General features: G+C 62.3%; 16 protein-coding genes and 1 pseudogene. 3 read left to right on the top strand and 14 right to left on the bottom strand.

Annotated features, from left to right (window positions below):
- The first annotated feature begins 67 nt into the window (after positions 1-67).
- Positions 68-307, top strand: coding sequence for a hypothetical protein (locus tag ABIB73_RS08950; protein WP_354223145.1), 240 nt, complete (start codon positions 68-70; stop codon positions 305-307).
- A gap of 79 nt (positions 308-386) precedes the next feature.
- On the opposite strand, the gene ABIB73_RS08945 is transcribed toward ABIB73_RS08950, so the two are convergent.
- From ABIB73_RS08945 to ABIB73_RS08935, 3 genes are all read right to left on the bottom strand, one after another.
- Positions 387-1,139 carry an outer membrane protein gene (locus tag ABIB73_RS08945; RefSeq protein WP_354223143.1) on the bottom strand — a complete coding sequence of 251 codons (753 nt, stop codon included), beginning with the start codon at positions 1,137-1,139 and terminating at the stop codon, positions 387-389.
- A 247-nt stretch (positions 1,140-1,386) separates the two neighbouring features.
- Positions 1,387-1,662, bottom strand: a complete 276-nt coding sequence (locus ABIB73_RS08940; protein WP_354223141.1) for a hypothetical protein — start codon at positions 1,660-1,662, stop codon at positions 1,387-1,389.
- Between the two features lie 319 nt (positions 1,663-1,981).
- Positions 1,982-2,416 carry a hypothetical protein gene (locus ABIB73_RS08935; protein WP_354223140.1) on the bottom strand — a complete coding sequence of 145 codons (435 nt, stop codon included), beginning with the start codon at positions 2,414-2,416 and terminating at the stop codon, positions 1,982-1,984.
- A gap of 406 nt (positions 2,417-2,822) precedes the next feature.
- On the opposite strand from ABIB73_RS08935, the gene ABIB73_RS08930 reads away from it, so the two are divergent.
- Entirely contained in the window at positions 2,823-3,059 is a 237-nt protein-coding gene (locus tag ABIB73_RS08930) for a hypothetical protein (RefSeq protein ID WP_354223138.1), read from the top strand.
- A 1,054-nt stretch (positions 3,060-4,113) separates the two neighbouring features.
- Positions 4,114-4,260: pseudogene (locus ABIB73_RS08925) on the top strand (GIY-YIG nuclease family protein); the annotation flags it as partial.
- A gap of 64 nt (positions 4,261-4,324) precedes the next feature.
- Here ABIB73_RS08925 and ABIB73_RS08920 read toward each other — a convergent pair.
- From ABIB73_RS08920 to ABIB73_RS08875, 11 genes are all read right to left on the bottom strand, one after another.
- The gene (locus ABIB73_RS08920; protein WP_354223136.1) at positions 4,325-5,035 is read right to left on the bottom strand and encodes a TetR/AcrR family transcriptional regulator; all 711 of its coding nucleotides are present in this window, start codon (positions 5,033-5,035) and stop codon (positions 4,325-4,327) included.
- 74 nt (positions 5,036-5,109) lie between these two features.
- Complete coding sequence (locus ABIB73_RS08915; protein ID WP_354224243.1) at positions 5,110-6,786, bottom strand: AMP-binding protein; 1,677 nt, start codon at positions 6,784-6,786, stop codon at positions 5,110-5,112.
- Positions 6,787-6,845: 59 nt separating this feature from the next.
- On the bottom strand, positions 6,846-7,634 hold the full coding sequence (locus ABIB73_RS08910) for an enoyl-CoA hydratase/isomerase family protein (RefSeq protein ID WP_354223134.1): 789 nt from the start codon (positions 7,632-7,634) through the stop codon (positions 6,846-6,848).
- A 28-nt stretch (positions 7,635-7,662) separates the two neighbouring features.
- A complete protein-coding gene (locus tag ABIB73_RS08905) occupies positions 7,663-9,408 on the bottom strand; it encodes a CocE/NonD family hydrolase (protein WP_354223132.1) in 1,746 nt (581 codons plus the stop codon).
- A gap of 221 nt (positions 9,409-9,629) precedes the next feature.
- Positions 9,630-10,046, bottom strand: a complete 417-nt coding sequence (locus ABIB73_RS08900) for a DoxX family protein (RefSeq protein ID WP_354223130.1) — start codon at positions 10,044-10,046, stop codon at positions 9,630-9,632.
- 27 nt (positions 10,047-10,073) lie between these two features.
- Positions 10,074-10,775: a pirin family protein gene (locus tag ABIB73_RS08895; protein WP_354223128.1), complete on the bottom strand. Its 702-nt coding sequence runs from the start codon at positions 10,773-10,775 to the stop codon at positions 10,074-10,076.
- Between the two features lie 448 nt (positions 10,776-11,223).
- Positions 11,224-12,045 carry a bile acid:sodium symporter gene (locus ABIB73_RS08890; protein WP_354223126.1) on the bottom strand — a complete coding sequence of 274 codons (822 nt, stop codon included), beginning with the start codon at positions 12,043-12,045 and terminating at the stop codon, positions 11,224-11,226.
- Positions 12,046-12,825: 780 nt separating this feature from the next.
- On the bottom strand, positions 12,826-13,119 hold the full coding sequence (locus ABIB73_RS37580; RefSeq protein ID WP_502918408.1) for a hypothetical protein: 294 nt from the start codon (positions 13,117-13,119) through the stop codon (positions 12,826-12,828).
- A gap of 115 nt (positions 13,120-13,234) precedes the next feature.
- Positions 13,235-14,008 carry an anti-sigma factor family protein gene (locus ABIB73_RS08885; RefSeq protein ID WP_354223124.1) on the bottom strand — a complete coding sequence of 258 codons (774 nt, stop codon included), beginning with the start codon at positions 14,006-14,008 and terminating at the stop codon, positions 13,235-13,237.
- A complete protein-coding gene (locus tag ABIB73_RS08880; protein WP_354223122.1) occupies positions 14,005-14,529 on the bottom strand; it encodes a sigma-70 family RNA polymerase sigma factor in 525 nt (174 codons plus the stop codon). Before ABIB73_RS08880 ends, ABIB73_RS08885 begins: the two co-directional genes overlap by 4 nt.
- A gap of 39 nt (positions 14,530-14,568) precedes the next feature.
- Entirely contained in the window at positions 14,569-16,023 is a 1,455-nt protein-coding gene (locus ABIB73_RS08875) for a YncE family protein (protein WP_354223120.1), read from the bottom strand.
- Between the last annotated feature and the right edge of the window lie 5 nt (positions 16,024-16,028).

Genomic DNA, 16,028 nt, shown 5'->3' with positions numbered 1-16,028 from the left:
TTGATCTGGATCAACTCGCGCGTGGAGCGCTGGCATGGACTACGGCTCCAAACAGAGGAGGCCCACAATGAAGCCAGCCACAGGATTAGCCGTTGCGTTGGTGATGCTCGGGTTCGTCTTCGCGAGCTCTGAAAGCGCCAATGCCGTGGTGTACTGCCAATATGTCGACTATCCGCCCAGCTGCGTCGCGCGGGCGGGCGTCGTGCTGCGGCCCCGGCCCGTCGCGCGCGCCGCCGCACGCGAAGCGGTGCGGCCCGGCACTCCGATGAATCGCGGCGGTCCGGTCGATCGCGTTGGCAGGCGCTGACTAGCTTGCCGCGATGACGCCAGGAAAAATGAGGGCCGGCGCTGCTGCCGGCCCCCTGGAGAAGTCGGACCGGGAGACCTCAGTACCTTCCGACAACCGGGTTGCCCCAGCCGAAGCGGTAGTTGAAGCGCACGGTGACCATATCCACGTCCTGGGTGATCCGGTCGTTCACAAAGGCGGCAAGTCGCGGATCGGCGACCGTGAACGAATTATTCCGGTGCCCCATGAATAAATGGTCGTATTCGAGGCCCACCGACCAATTCGGGGTGAAGCCATACTCGAATCCAACACCAATGACACCGCCCCAGCGGGTTGCGCTTTGCGCGGCCAGCTCCGCGCCGGAAGCAGTATCAAGGACGCTCAAGCGGTTGTCTGTCACCGCCGCACCGCCCTTCACGTAGAGCAGTGACGCATTCCAGGCGTAGCCGATCTGGCCGGTAAAGAGGCCGATAGCACTGGTCTTGGCCCGCGTGGAGAACGTAGGATCGATCAGGCTGACGCGCTGGTTGCTGAGATCCGCCCAATCGCCCTGAGCTTCCAGACCAAACACCCATTGGCTGGCTTGCCAGCGATAGCCGATCTGGCCGCCGACGACGCCCCCGGACCGATCGCGGCAGCCGGAAGCGACGGCTACGCCAGCCGCGTCAAGGAAATCCACGCAGTTGTGGTTCTGCGCCCAGCCGCCATTGCCGCCGATGTAGAACCCGGTCCAATTGTAGATCGGAACAATCGGCGCCGGAGGCGGCGCCTTCACGGCCATATCGGCAGCCATGGCGGGCCCCACGGCGCCCAGTGCCACCAGAGTGACAGTTGTCAGCAGAAGCCTTTTCATAGCGCTTTCTCCTTACCGACCGCTTCTGGTTCCTCGAAACGGCGGGTTTGTTGCAATGCAATCATCCCCCAACCTCCGGCTGAAATGCTACGGGCGAGGGCGCAATCTCCTCGTGCCATAATGGCAACACTCAAAAGATTTCGAGCTGGCCTCAATGACTCGGCCCGGTGTCCGAATGGCGGAAACCCGCCCGCCCCGCCGAGCTTCGCTTCTCGTCATCGGCAAGGATCGGCGGCGATCGCGTCGGCTATTTTTCAGGGTCGCGCTTGGCCTCGTGCCCGGCAACCTCCTCGCCCTGGCCTTGCTCGATCCAGGACGAGATCTCGCTCGAGGGAATCAGCCGTCGCGGCAAGAAGGGATTGAGCGTCCCTGCGAAGACGATCAATCCCTCATTGAATTTCTCTCGCGCGAAAGTCCTCGCGTCGGCTTCGCTCTCGAACGTGCGCGTCTCCCGCGGGCTTCGCCGCTTCGGCAAGGTCCCGCGCTTGTGCACCTCAAACGTGACGTACCAGGTCTGCGGCATCCGCCAGCTTCCAAATCGCGGTCAAGCCGACGTCTGCCGACCAGCAATGACCGGTGAGATCATGTCGCGGGCCTAGTTGCGCCGCTCCTCGCGTCGCTCGGTGCGTCCTTCATGCCTTTCCTCGCGCCGCTCGATTCGGCCTGCGCACCGCATCGCGGCGAGCGACCCTTCAAACCCTGATCTTTCACTCATGTCCGCAACTCCGTGTCTTGATGACGTTTCAGCAGGCGATGCCTCGACGTGCATTTGTTGATCAACATCAGCGGTCGGCGTCGCTGCCGTGGTCGGCACAGATGACCCGAGCGGAGATTGAACATGCTCACCACACCTGGTAGCCGAACCAGCCATACTGCGGCGGCCGCGCCACGAGCCGGATGCGTCTCTCGATGCGCCTCCTTGCAATTTTGCTCTGGCGTTGTGGCTTCGCTTCAGGCTTCACTGACTGACGCGATTGAATTCGGTCGGCATCCGGCCGTTGAAGCTGCGCAAATGCCTCGCGCGCTCGCGTCTGTGGGGAATCGGTGCCCGGCGGAGCACCAGGCTCGGCCTTCGCGATCTCCGTCGGGGCGATCGTGGGCTGGCTGGTGTCGAGAACGACCAGCTCCGGCAATTTCCGATCGGAATGGATACGGATGGCGACCGAGGCACCAGGTCCGGCGTGTCCAGCGGGTCGATCCGAAAGACAGGCATCCGCAACGACGAGCAGCGCGAGCAACGCACCACCGACATAGAACAGATATCGCGCGACCGGCATCGTCGGCGCCATTGCCGCCGCAGATCTTCGTCTGGCAAGCAATGGACGACGGCCGCAAAATGGTCGAAGCAATGCGACCTGCATGGGCGTAGTTGCCTAAATCGAACCCGCCGTCGCATTTGCCGCGGCGCGTCCCTTGTGAAGCACTTGCTGAGGCTTGCGAGACGGTCCATCTGGCACGCGCACGCATACTGTAGCAGCCGATATTCATCGCGTTTCCGCCCGGCTTCGCTTGAGCCAGATCAACGAATTGAGTTTTCGCAGCATTTCCCGGCGGGACGTTGCGCGGCTTGGTCAGTCCCGATGACATGTCCTTTGGGACAATGACCACGAGGGCAATTGGCCGGGCGCGGGACGCAGCGTAACATCCTGGTTGCGTACATCGAGCTTCTGGCAGGGAGGGCCGATGGTGAGTCAGTTCGAGTTGAGTTCGCGCGCCGCACTTTGCCGGCAGCTTGCAAGCCAGGACCCAGCCAACCGATTTGTCTGGATGGCCGAGGCGAGAAGCTGGTCGCGCCTGTCGAGCGAGATGCCTCACGGCGACGACGGATCGAAAATCGGTCTCGTCACCAGGTTTTTCTTCGCGTTCGGCAAATCGTCGCTGGCATCGCGGCGCCGCTTTGACGCTTGCGGCTTCGACTAGATCGTCGCGGCTGTCTGGCGGCAGGAGCGCGGCGCTCGAAACGAGCCTTGCCTGATCCAGCGAAGCATAACTGGGTTCTTGCATCCGGCTTTCCGCGTCCTCTTTTTCCAAGTCCCTTGATCTAGGGCAATCCTGCTGCCCGACGCTCAGGTCGCCGACCGATGTCGGCTCTCGACCCCGCAGCAGATCTCTACCCCGCAGCAGAAGCCCAGGTCGTAACGTCTGATTTGCATTTCAAAAAGCAGACACACCTTCACATTCCCGCGGCGCACTTCGCCCGAGCTTTGCTTCGTCGCTTCACCCTCTTTATCCAAGAGGGCGCAGGGAAGGCCGGGTGCCGGCTGGCACCCGCGGTCCGCTGCGCGAAATGGTAGCGCAAAGAGACCGCACAGCAGCATACAGGTGTAGCCAATCACTCGGCCTTCCCTGCGCAGTGGGTTGACGGCTTATGCCGTGCTCTCCCGGGAGCCGAGTTCCTTCTGGCCTCCCTCGCCCTCCCGAATATCTGCAAAGGCCCGCCCGGTTGAGCCGGCCTTCACCTCCGCGAAAGCTTGGCCGTAGCAACGACGGCCAGGACCACACGGTTTTGCCGTACGCGCGGTTCGCTTGTTCGCCACATGATCTCCCGGCGTTGTCGACGTTGCCAAGAGAATGCAGGCGAGACGAACCTGACAGCGCCGCTCATCTGGCACGAAGTTTTGGGCTCACGGAGAGCAATCCGCCCTGCCCGCACTTCTCGCGCCCGACGCTGCCGCGTCCACCGCAAGCCCAGCTCGCGAAAAATGACGACACAAGATCGCCCCTCTTGGGTGAGCCGGGATAGGCGACACATACGCCATTTCCGAATTTCGGTAAAGTGAAATATTTTTGTGAGGAGGGATTGACGGGGTGGCGAAACAGGGGCGGTTCTGCCCGACGCGTCATGGAGCGGGCAATCCTTCATGCTTTTCCCATCGCAGGCGCTCGCGTCAACGGACGCCACAAAGCGGAGCCGGCTCAGGCCATTTGTCTATTTCACCTCTCGGCATCATCTCGATAAACGTCTCGCCTGGGTATGAGGGGCGTTCGTATGCCGCATGGCTTCGTCTATATTCTCATTTCGCCGAACAGTGACCACATAAAAATCGGCCGTACTGAGCGGCCCTTCAGCGAACGCTTACGCGGAATAAATGGAGGTGAAGCGTACGCAGCTCACGGGCCGTGGGAGCTATCAGACTACATCGCCTGGCGGGCGCCGACGTCGTCGACGCTTACACTGTCCATCTTCAGCGCCTCCGCGGTGTCCCATCCCGAGCAGACGCCCCGCTCCGATGCGCTCCGAAGACCGTTTCGTCCACGAGGCGCCAATACGCGTCCACGACCTTCGTGTCTCTGGCAGACAGTCCGCTCGTGACCTGCATTTCAGGTCCGAACCCCGAGAGTGTGGCGGTGAGGCTGACCATCATATAATGAAAAAGAATGGGGTCTACCGCGGGAAGAAGACCCTGTTTCTGAGCCGCAACGATCTGCGGTACCAATCGTCCCAGCAACGGGACCAACACCGTTTCGGCAACCCATTGCAGCCGCGGATTGCTAGAAAGGGATTCCTGGCGCATGAATCGATGAAATTCGGGAAATGCGACTGTGTAGCGAAAGAGCGTGGCGTATTCCTCCCGCAATCGGGCGAGCGGTGACAGATCGGAATTTGCCGGGATCGAGCTATCCCATCCTGCCCTAATTTGTGCGAACGCATGCTCGGCCGCGGCCCGCCAGAGGATATCCTTGCTGCGATAGTGGTATGTGATGAGCGGATGTTGCAGGCCGAGGCGGTCCGCAATTGCACGAATGCTTGCCCCTTCAAATCCGTGCTGAGCGAATTCAGCAATGGCAGCATCCAGAATCGCGGCCCGTGTCTCTAGCGAGCGATGTTGTTCGGCCCTCTTGCGCGGGCGTTCTCGTCGGACAGCTGGCTTTGGCATCTTGCCGTCGACTAACATGATTCCCAACCGAACGCCACGCTGAGCACTGATCGGCCCAATCCAACTGAGCCTGCCTCGCAGCAGATTCCCTGTCAGCTTTTGGTCGCACGCGCGAACTCCTGGATCATCGCCTCGCGCATCGCAAACTTCTGGACCTTGCCAGTCACCGTGGACGGGAAGCTATCTACGAACCGGATGTAGCGGGGGATCTTGTAGTGCGAGATCCGATCCTGGCAGAACTTGCGGACACCCTCCTCATCGCGGGCGGCACCGGCCTTTGCAATGATCCACGCACAGACCTCTTCGCCGTATTTCGTGTCTGGAACGCCGAAGACCTGGACGTCCTGGATATCAGGATGCTGATATAGATATTCTTCGACCTCGCGCGGATAGATATTCTCGCCGCCGCGGATGATCAGGTCCTTGATCCGTCCAACGATGCGGCAATAGCCATCCTGGTCGATCGTCGCCAGGTCACCCGTATGCATCCAGCCCGCCGAATCGATAGCATCATTCGTCCGCGCTTCATCGTCCCAATAGCCGAGCATAACCGAGTAACCTCTGGTGCAAAGCTCTCCGGTCTCACCGCGCGGAACGACCCTGCCGTTTCGATCGACAATTTTGACTTCGAGGTGCGGCTGGATCCTGCCGACCGTGGAGACGCGCAGCTCGAGCGGATCGTCACGGCTGCTCTGGAAGCTGACGGGACTGGTTTCGGTCATGCCATAAGCGATGGTTATTTCGCTCATATGCATCGTCGAAGCCACTTCCTTCATGACCTCGATGGGGCACGGCGCTCCTGCCATGATGCCCCGGCGAAGGGAGCTCAAGTCGAAACGCGGGAATTCGGGGTGATTGAGCTGCGCGATGAACATCGTGGGGACCCCGTAGAGCACGTCGCAGCGCTCCGCCTGGACTGCCTCTAGCGTCCGCAGCGTATCGAAAGATTCGGACGGATAGACCATCGTGGCGGAATGGGTCACGCAACCGAGGTTGCCCATCACCATGCCGAAGCAGTGATACAGCGGCACCGGGATGCACACGCGAGAGCCAAGCTCGATCCCGGTCGCCTCTCCCACGAAGAAGGCATTGTTGATCAGATTGTGATGCGAGAGCGTGGCGCCCTTCGGCAAACCCGTGGTGCCACTCGTGAACTGGATATTGACAGCATCGTCCATCTGCACCTTCGCCGACACCGAATCTAGCCGCCTGTTGCCGACTTGCTTGCCTTTCTCCAGAATCCAGTCGAATGCGAGACAGCCATCGTGCTTGCCCGAGATCGAAATGACGTAACGCAGCTCCGGTAGCCGCGCACTCTTCAGCTCACTACTTTCGTTTTTCAGTTCCGGTGCCAGCTCGCGGATCATTGCGATATAGTCGCTCGTCTTGAAACGTGCGGCGGTGATCAGCGCGCGACATCCCACGACGCGTAGGGCGTGTTTTAGTTCGCCCAGGCGATAAGCGGGATTGACGTTGACCAGAATCAGGCCGGCTCTCGCCGTCGCGAACTGCGCGATGGCCCATTCGGCGCAGTTCGGGGACCAAATGCCGACCCGATCTCCCGGCTCCAGGCCAAGAGCCAGGAGCCCGGCTGCGAATGCGTCAGAGCGCGCCTTGAGTTCCGAATAGGTCCAGCGGATTTTCTGGTGCGCCACAACCAACGCCTCCCGGGATCCGGCGATCGCGGCCACCTCGTCCAGGATCGCGCCTATTGTCTTCCCGATCAACGGCGCACCGCTGTTGCCATGCACATAACTTTCGCGCTGCACGATGACCTCCTCGGCCTCAAGTGTTCGGCCTGCATGCTCTGCGCGCAGGCTGCCCTTGCTCACTTCCCTTCGAACACCAACGTCGGCGGCTCTATATCCTTGTCAAACGCTTCCGCCGTGTTCGCAAATCCGCGTTGCGCATCGGCACCGTCATAGAGCTCCATGGCCACGTCAAGCATCACAAGGTCGGCTGCCCCCACTCCTCCGCTCGACCACGCCTTGAGCAGTGTACGCGTCGCGGCGTAAGAGCGGGTCGGCCCGGTCGCGAGCTGTCGTGCCAGGTCAGCCGCAGTGGCTGAAAGTTCGCTTTCGGGCACCACATGGGTGGCGATTCCGAGCGTTCCGGCATCACGCCCCGATATCGGCTCGCCGAGCATCGCAAAACGCGACGCGCGCGCCCGGCCGGCGCGTTCGGCAATCCGCTGCAGCGCGCCGGCGATCGGCAGCATCGCGGTCGTCACCTCCACGCACCGCAAGGTTGCATTCTCGGCCACAACGAGAAAATCGCACGCCAGGGCGAGCTCGAAGCCGCCGCCGAGGGCGATTCCCTGCACCACGGCGACGGTCGGAACCTTCAACATTTCGATCGCGCGATAAGCGACGTTCACGTCGGCGACGAACGTTCTGAACCAGTTGGCGTCCTTCCCCGGCCACTCACGCACCTCGCCGCCGAAGCTGAAGTGCGGCCCCTCCGAACGGACAACGAGCACGCGAATGTCGCTTTGGCTTGCCTCACGCACCGCTGCTCGCAGGTTTTCCGCGAAACGCAAATCAAGTCGATTGAAGGGGGGATTGGCCAGAACGATATGTCCGACGGCGCCATCTCGTTCAAATCGGATCGTTTTCATGGTCTCGATTCCTTCTATGTGCCGGACATCAGGCCGAGCGCCCGCCGGCGGGCTCAGGAACGATCGGCAGCAGCAGGTGTGACGGCCGCTCCGCGTCCCGGTAAATTCGGTGGGTGACGGCCTTGCTGCTGCAGACGTGGTACGGAATGTACTCGACGTTGGTCATGGCTCCCGTGCCGGTCGGGACGTCCATTGAGGTGATGTCGAGACAGATGCGGTGACCTGCCTTGAACTGGTTTGCGGTCGCGAGAATCTGTATCTGGTACTCAACGACCTCTCCCGGCGTCACGGGCTCGATCGCATCCCGCGTGAGCTTGTGGAACGGCTCCCATGGCTTCGAGCGTTTCTCGTCGAGCGCCCGGTAGGACGCCTTCAGCCAGCCCCGCGTGAGTTCGCGCTCGGGCAACGTTGACGGGACATCGCGTTCACCCTCGCGCGCGGTCCGAACCGAGACGTCCGGGCCCACGTCCTTGAGCACGACGATCCAGTTGGTGTCCTCCTGATCGATCGACGCATACAGCGTCAACGTAATCGGGCCCGCGACGGTGACGTCGTGCGGCAAGGGATCGGTCACGTACCGCAGGCGTTCGACCTTCGTCGTCCGCGTCACCGGCATCTGGGTGAAGACGTCGGGGTCGCGCGCCGCAGCGCCAAGCTGCGAGGCAGGTCGCGACGGCTCGGTCGACAGGGTCTCCCAGTGGGACAGGTAGTACTTCGTCCATTGGATCTCCGGCAGCGGCCAATCCGTTCCGGTTCGCCACTCGTTTGCGCCCATGAGCCAGTAGCGCACCGGCGGCTCATTCATGATGCCGGTGTCCTCGCCCTTCAGCCAATGGTCATACCAGCGGATGATCTCGTCGTGATATTGATGGAATGGCCGCTCGAGATGGGCGGGGCCGGTGAACAGCAGCTTCTTCGGCGCGTCGACGTTCTGGAAATAGTGCTGCGCGCCGAGCCAATGGAGCTTGTAGGTGTAGGCATAGGCGCCCGAGCCTGTGTAGAACGGTATCTTGATTTTCTTGAACAGCTCTTCGGACCGCTCGACCGTTCCGTCCATCTCCCAGGGATGCGTCATCATGAGGTACATGATGAGCGTGCGCTGCCCCTTCTGAGTGAGGATGTTGTAGAGGTTGATGTACTGCTTGTAGTCCGGATTCCGCATAGCCCGGCGCCAGAGATCCTCTTCGGCCGCGGAAAGTTCCGCGGGCCGGTTGCGCGATTCGTGGACCGTGCTGAAGACGTCGAGCAGGTAGGGAAAGCTGTGCAGGACCCCTCCGGGATTGAAGTCGCGGAATCCGAACATGCCGCCATAGGCGCTGCAGGCATCGTAGGGGAAGATCGCTTTCAGTGCCGGATGTCCCTGCGCGGCGGCGCGCCATTGTTCGCCGGCAAAACCGGAGATGCCGACCATTCCGACCTTGCCGTTTGACCAGGACTGCTGCGTGATCCATTCGATCAAATCGTAGTGGTCGGTATCCTCGTGGCCATAGTGGCCTTCGGACTTGGCCGATCCTCGCGGCTGCGCGATGACGTGGATGTAGCCGTTGGCGATGAATCGTCTTGTGTCGCCTGCCTCGATGGGTCCGAACCATAATGGGGCATGCGCCGGCTGCGGCGGCAGGATGTCCGCGATGTCAGGCCCCTGGATATCCTTGTTGTGCAACGCGGATGCGTACAGCACCGGGTATTTTCCAGCGGCATCGGGACGGTAGACGTCCACGGCAAGTCGCGTGCCGTCGCGCATGGCGACGCTGATATCTCGATCCTCGATCATCGCTTCAGCTCCGGCGGTTCGCGGCTGTTGTGGCCGACGTTCGGCGAACGTCGAGACGAGGGCGAAAAACGCCGCAAGCCCGACTGAACGGATTATGCCATTATACTTTACTATCGTAAAGTATAATTTCGAGAAACTCGCACCTGCCCTGTGACGGCGTTCTGCCGGCGGACCCGGGCGGCGCGAGCTCATGACGGCAATCAGACGCTTAGGCTCGGTCGTCAGCGGGCTGCAGCATTCGCGACAGCCACGCCGCCCCTCGACAGGCGGTTGTCGAGGCTGAGGGCGCCTGCGCCGAACGCCGCGATCTGCAGCAGGCCGCCGGCCATCATGACGTTCTTGAGGAAGTGGATCATCTGGTTCTGGTCGGCGAAGTTGCTGTGGAAGGCCACGCCCGCCGCGACACAGAACACCGCCAGGGCAAGCGAGATCGGCCGCACCTGATACCCGGCGATCAGCAGGAGCCCGCCACCGAGCTCGAGAGCGACGGCGACGATGTAGGCGAGCGGCGGCACAGGCAGGCCGGCGGCGGCGATCATCGCGGTGGTCGGACCGTAGGCGGCGAGCTTGCCAAGGCCGCTCATCGCGAAGGGCAGGCCGATCAGGATACGGCCGATGAGGGGCAGATAGCGGTTCATGGGACTGGTTCCTTTGCTGGCGTGAGGTCAGGCGGCATCGACGAGGATGAACTCCGCATCCTCGATTGCCGTGATGGTGAGTTCGGGTTCGTCGATGGCGGCGAGGCCGTCGCCGACCGCAACCCGTTGCCCGTTGACGAGGATCGCGCCTTGGGCAGGGGCGAGATAGGTGTGCCGCAAATACGCCGACGGCATGTGGGTCAGAGTGGTGCTGGCAAAAAGCGTGGCTCCGAGGACGCGGGCGTCGGCGCGGATCATCAGCGCCTCGGCGTTCTTCGGGTTCCCGCTCGCGAGTTCGATGAGGTGTCCGGCGCGATCTGCCTTCGGGAATTTGCGAGAATCCCACCGCGGGGTCCCGCCGCGCTGACGCGGCAGCAGCCAGATCTGGAAGAGCTTGAGGGGACCGTCGTCACGGTTGTGCTCGGAATGACTGATGCCGGTCCCGGCACTCATCACCTGGACGTCACCGGCCACGGTGCGGCCGAGGTTTCCGGCGCTGTCTTCGTGCGTGACGGCGCCCTGGCGGACATAGGTCACGATTTCCATGTCTGCGTGAGAGTGGCGGCCGAAGCCCGTGCCCGGCGCAATCTCGTCGTCGTTCCATACCACGAGCGCGCCGAGGGGACCGTTCGCCGGATTGCCGCCGGCCGACACGATGAAGTGGTGGCGCGCCTTCAGCCAGGCACGGTCAGCGTGATCGAGCGTCTCTCTGGATCGAAACTGCGACATGATCATTCCTCGACATAGGACCCGATGGGCATCCGTTTCGGGAATGTTTATGTGACCAAACCACTCGCTTGATTAGTCACGAGATCCAGGACACATCGTTCCATCTGGTGAACGTCAGTGGTCCGCCTCCGCTACGAGGCGGCGGACGATCTCAGGGCGGCGGCGGCGAAGTCGATCACGACCCGCACGCTCGGCAGCATGCCGCGTCGCGATGCAAAGACAAGATGGAGGATGCCGTCGGTGCCGCTCCATGCCGGCAGCACGCGGACGAGCGCACCGCTTGCAAGCGCGTTCTGGCAAGGCGTGGCTCGACCGGCACGCTTCTGGCCTCACCGTTTTCCGCCGTCAGAAGCCAGGCACCGCTGCTCGCAGGCCGGGGCTCGCGACAAGGATGCGCCGGCTGACACCGATGCGCTTCACCTGCAAGTCCGCATCGGTATCGAGGCGCTCACGGACGCGGATTGGTCAGACCAAGTCCGCGCGTCGTCCGATCGAGCAGCCGCACCCCGAGCCGCTCTTCCAGCAGGGCGATGCGGCGACTGACGCGCGATTTGGGTACGCCGAGCACGCGAGAGGCCGCCGAGAATCCCCGATTGACGACAACGGCGACAAAGAACTGGAGATCGTTGCGATCGCGCACCATCTGCCACCGTTTCTCTCCCCCGAGCGGAGCTTCCGCAGGGATGACGAGGGTATCTCGTTCTCCGGCTCGGACCATCATCGGCCGGTGAAGACGATCCTCGGCGGCTCGATCCCCTTCTTGATGGCCTCGGCCCGCGCCGTCCGGCCGCGTCGGGCGTCCTCGGAACTGTGAAGCGCCATGGTGATGTCCAGGCGTCACGAAGATGCCGATGATACTTGAGGCCGAGGCACTGCAAATCGCCGCAGGAACGTTACCCTTGGCGATGGCGGTGAACGCGATCGAGGATTGCACCGTGGACGGCAGGGTGCAGAGGAACAGGATGCCGGCGTAGAGCGTCGGCGTCGCAAGCGGAGACAGGATCGGCCTGAAGGCCAGGCCGAACAGCGGAAACAGTACGAATGTCGTCAGCAGCACCAGGGCATGCAGCCGCCAATGACTTGCCGCCGCGATCACGGCTTCGCGCGACAGCTTTGCTCCATGCAGGAAGAACAGCAGGGCAATGGCGAGGTCGGTGAGGTGATCCACCACCAGCGCCGCCGTGCCGCGGCATGGCAGCTCGCTTGCCGCGACGACGGTCGCGATCAACGCCAGGGTAAAATTCTCAGGCAGGAACTTGGGTCGAGACATGCTGATCATCAGTTCGCCGGGACCGGCTTTGAACTAGCGCGATTGCCAAGTCAGCGCGCCTTTCGGGGCAGCGCAAACATGCCCCAGTGAGAACAACTGATCCATTCGTCGTGGTCGGTCGCGAACGCAGATGTCGATGTGGTGGCGTTCATGGTCGTCTCCCTACATTGTACGCACGATCTAGAAGTAGGGAGCGGCCAGCCGGTCACCACTAAAACTACATTTAAGCGCGCGTACTGATGGGCGACTATCGCGAGAGCAGGACTACCTTGGCGCGCGACGATACGATTTCCGAGTCCGGATCCGGCCCAGCCTGAATCAGACCATCATGGCGCAGCGAGACCTCCGAAAACGGCGATGCGGCCGCCCGCTCGAGGAGTGCGCGCAGTTTCGGCTGAAGTCCTTCGCCGCGCGATGCCGCGAAGGTGCTGAATTGATGAAGAGAGCACATTGCCAGAACTCCTAGGCTGCCTGCAGCACGGCGCGATACTGCCTTCGACTGTTTCTTGGCGGGTACTCGACAATCAATCACGGACCGCACAACGCGGTTTGGGAACCGCGCGCAAAGTTGTCGATAGAGTGGAAGTATGAGTCCGCGCTCAGATTTCGATCAAATACGAATTTATTCGCTGGCACGGCGGCCGAACCCGCGTGAGGACTCAGCTCGCGGCGATGACACGACACGGCATGTGAGGCGTCGCGTCTCGACCAGACCATCGCTCGACGCCGATCCGGGGCGCTGCCTCCGCAACGAGCTTCGGGACGTGGCGGCAGTTCTCGCTACCTGCGAACAGGAGGATTGGTGTTGCGCCAAGTTGGCGCTGCGTTTGTCACGCCTACCGAAGGCCAGCTGTACGACCCCACTGACGGTGCGGTCACAGTTCCGACAGACGTTCCGGATGTCCCATAGGTCCCGGATCGCGGTGTCGACAGTCCGGACGTCCCATAGGCATCAGATTGCATCGTCGAGACATCGTGTCTCAAATACGTGTAGTTCTTCCCTTCCGCAGCGAAGGGCGCGACCGCGAGCCCTACAGCTACGAAGGCAGCAGTCACAAATTTGGTCGTCATCATGATCGCTCCTCTTTCGTGAAAGATAGGAGACAACGCCCATTCTACACGGCTCGACATCCTAAATTCTTGTTCAATGAAGGTGGGGAGGCGGTCCGCCGCACTTGAGGCCGCCAATTCAGATTGCGCGCGCCTGCCTGCGAACCTCATTCGCAATCGCCTTCAGCGAATTCGCCGCCGCCGGGCCCACAAGGCTATAGCCAATGCCGTCGTCCGCCCAGGCAAAGCCGGTGGCGCTGCCGTTTGACTGTGCGGTCATTGGTGCGTTCTGGTCGGCGCTGGTCATCGGCCGCGTCAGCACGACAACCCGGCTGCCGCGGTCGTCGTCATACATGAACATTGCGGCTGGTCCGTGCTGGGTCGCGACCAGGCGCCCACCCATCAGACGGTAGCCTGAACCCGCCAGATCCGGCACCTTGACAGGCCGGTTGAGCCGACTCGAGATCCATTCGACGAGCTGCGTGGTGTCGGATGCTCGCACCTCGACGGGGCGGATCCGATCCGGTGCGTAGACATTGTAGGAATAAGCCGCTTCCTGCGCGAGTGCGGCCAGGCCGCCAGGCGGCGCCTCCAACGAGCTGCGCATGATCCAGCCGCCAAACCCGCCCACGCTCAGCAGCAGCATCGCCGCGATCGCCCACCATGCCGGCGGAGAACGACGCCTCCGACCCTCGACGATGCGTGAGAGGTTCAGCTCCGGCGGCAACGGCTCGTCAGCAATCGGCGCCAGCGCCGCGCGCAACAACTCGCGCTGATCGGCAAAGCCGGCGACGCGCTTGGCGACGTCCGGATGATCGGCAAGGTAGGAGCCGACTTCCACTCGACGCTCCGGCTCGAGCATATCATCCACATAGGCATGGAGGTCGTCTTCCGTGATCAGCCGGTTGTTCATGTCAACCTCCGCATCATCACCACGTTCCCTGGCGCACCGGCGACGCCGTCGAGCTCCTGCTGCAACCTCTCGCGTGCCCGCGACAGGCGCGACATCACGGTGCCAATCGGGACGTTCAATACCTTCGCGGCCTCCGCATAAGAGAGATCCTCGACTGCAACCAGCAGCAGCACGGCCCGCTGCTCCCCTGGCAGTTTCGCAAGCTTGTCTAGTACGTCTTGATACATGAGCCGATGCTCCTGCGCGGCAGCCCCGCGAAACTCGCCTTCACCCGCTTCCTCGATCGGCACATGCCTGCCGCGCGACGACGCCTGACGGAATTGATCCGCCGCGAGGTTGTGCAGGATCGTGAACAGCCAGGCGCGCACGCTCCCGTCCCGCCTCTGATGCCAGCGGCTGACAGCGCGCTCCAGGCAGTCCTGCACAAGATCGTCCGCGTTCGCGCGGTTGCGCACGAGGGCGCGCGCATAGCGGCGGAGGGCGGGGATCAGCGGCTCGACCTGAACCAACATATCCTTCATCTCGGCCTCCGCCTGCGTTCCTTCTCGCTTCAGCGAACGTCAACGAGTCTCAATCTGGATCGCCTCGCCGGGCATGGCCGGTTCGCCGGACGCAATCACAAGGTATCGCCTGTCGGCCTTTGCCCCCTGATCGACGATCTGCCGGATCGGGCCAGCGGCGTTGACGATAGCCGATCCTGCCGGGTTCGTCATGAACGCTGCGAGTGGCTGCAACGGGCCGCTTCCGTCCTCATGCTCGGAAAGCGCCAGCACATATTTCTGCTTGGGCTGGAGACCCGTTACCGAAGCCTGGAGGATCTGGATCAGGCCCTGGTCGAACAGCGACACGCTGGTCGGCGCCTTGCCATCGCCCGCGTCCCTCTTGGGCGCCAGGGCGAGATGGGCAACCTGGCCGGCAACGCCGAGCGGCTGAAGGTTCTCCCGGTCGTCGGGATTGGGCGCGGCGTTGGGGACATAGGCGATCGCCTGAGGTGCCTGACCGATCGGAATGTTGGCAATCACCTTGTTGGTCGCGGTATCGATCGCCGCCAGCGCATCGGCGTTCTCAAGGCCGACATAGACGCGCGATCCGTCGCCCGACGGCCAGACGCCGTGCGGCAAGTTGCCGACCGGGATGGTCGCGACCTGCGAGAAGTCGTCGGTGCGGAACACCTTGACTTCGTTCAAGCCACCGATCGTGACATAGGCGAACGATCCCTTGGCGGTTTGTGCGAAGTTGACATGGTTCGTGATCGGACCGGTGTCGATCGTCCTGACGAGGCTGAACGGAGGACGTGCGTCGAATACTTGCGTCTTGCCGACGTCCTTGAGCGTGAACCAGACCTGCTTGCCGTCGGGCGTCGCGGCGATGTTCGGGCAGAACGGGCTATCCTGCTTCACTTTGGCGACGATCTTGTAATCGGCAACCGTGACGACATCGGTTTCCGGATTGAACGACGAGCAAATGTAGCCGTACTTGCCATCGGGCGAGAAGATCTGCATGCCCGGGCCGCCTGGAGTCGTGATGCGCGTCTTCTCTGCAAAGCTCTTGGCATCGATCACGGAGATATAGTTCTCGCCGCGCACCGTCACCCACACCTCCTTGCCGTCCGGCGTATAGAATGCCTCATGCGGCGAACGACCGACATAGGTCACATGCTTGACCGCGTTGGTCGCGGTGTCGATGAAGGTGACCGAATTCGAGCCGATCGACACCACCGCGAGCGTGTGGTGATCGGGCGAATAGCCCATACCGTGGACGAGCACCTGCCCCTTGTAGAGCGGGCTGAAATTGAGCGGCTGCGGATCGCCAAGCCGGATCACGCCGAGCAGCTTGTTGTCGACGGGATCCGTCACCGAGACCGTGTTCGAGAACTGCTCGGCCGCATAAATCCGGTCGTGATGGCTGATCGGAATGTCAGGCGAGGACAGCGCGCCGGGCGCTTGCCCGGCCCACGCAGTGGACCCGGTTGCGAGCATCGTTGCCGCCAGGAAGACAGTTTTCCACGTTTTCATGTTTC

It is taken from the genome of Bradyrhizobium sp. F1.4.3, from assembly GCF_040548375.1.
Classification (GTDB): Bacteria; Pseudomonadota; Alphaproteobacteria; order Rhizobiales; family Xanthobacteraceae; genus Bradyrhizobium.
The sequence above is the reverse complement of the archived record's forward strand: the minus strand, read 5'-3'. Positions and strand labels throughout refer to the sequence as shown.

Excerpts from the sequence above, each read along its gene's own strand:
- ABIB73_RS08950 (WP_354223145.1), top strand. The coding sequence starts at position 68 with ATGAAGCCAGCCACAGGATTAGCCGTTGCGTTGGTGATGCTCGGGTTC.
- ABIB73_RS08945 (WP_354223143.1), bottom strand. The coding sequence starts at position 1,139 with ATGAAAAGGCTTCTGCTGACAACTGTCACTCTGGTGGCACTGGGCGCC.
- ABIB73_RS08940 (WP_354223141.1), bottom strand. The coding sequence starts at position 1,662 with ATGCCGCAGACCTGGTACGTCACGTTTGAGGTGCACAAGCGCGGGACC.
- ABIB73_RS08935 (WP_354223140.1), bottom strand. The coding sequence starts at position 2,416 with ATGCCGGTCGCGCGATATCTGTTCTATGTCGGTGGTGCGTTGCTCGCG.
- ABIB73_RS08930 (WP_354223138.1), top strand. The coding sequence starts at position 2,823 with ATGGTGAGTCAGTTCGAGTTGAGTTCGCGCGCCGCACTTTGCCGGCAG.
- ABIB73_RS08920 (WP_354223136.1), bottom strand. The coding sequence starts at position 5,035 with ATGTTAGTCGACGGCAAGATGCCAAAGCCAGCTGTCCGACGAGAACGC.
- ABIB73_RS08910 (WP_354223134.1), bottom strand. The coding sequence starts at position 7,634 with ATGAAAACGATCCGATTTGAACGAGATGGCGCCGTCGGACATATCGTT.
- ABIB73_RS08905 (WP_354223132.1), bottom strand. The coding sequence starts at position 9,408 with ATGATCGAGGATCGAGATATCAGCGTCGCCATGCGCGACGGCACGCGA.
- ABIB73_RS08900 (WP_354223130.1), bottom strand. The coding sequence starts at position 10,046 with ATGAACCGCTATCTGCCCCTCATCGGCCGTATCCTGATCGGCCTGCCC.
- ABIB73_RS08895 (WP_354223128.1), bottom strand. The coding sequence starts at position 10,775 with ATGTCGCAGTTTCGATCCAGAGAGACGCTCGATCACGCTGACCGTGCC.
- ABIB73_RS08890 (WP_354223126.1), bottom strand. The coding sequence starts at position 12,045 with ATGTCTCGACCCAAGTTCCTGCCTGAGAATTTTACCCTGGCGTTGATC.
- ABIB73_RS37580 (WP_502918408.1), bottom strand. The coding sequence starts at position 13,119 with ATGATGACGACCAAATTTGTGACTGCTGCCTTCGTAGCTGTAGGGCTC.
- ABIB73_RS08885 (WP_354223124.1), bottom strand. The coding sequence starts at position 14,008 with ATGAACAACCGGCTGATCACGGAAGACGACCTCCATGCCTATGTGGAT.
- ABIB73_RS08880 (WP_354223122.1), bottom strand. The coding sequence starts at position 14,529 with ATGAAGGATATGTTGGTTCAGGTCGAGCCGCTGATCCCCGCCCTCCGC.
- ABIB73_RS08875 (WP_354223120.1), bottom strand. The coding sequence starts at position 16,023 with ATGAAAACGTGGAAAACTGTCTTCCTGGCGGCAACGATGCTCGCAACC.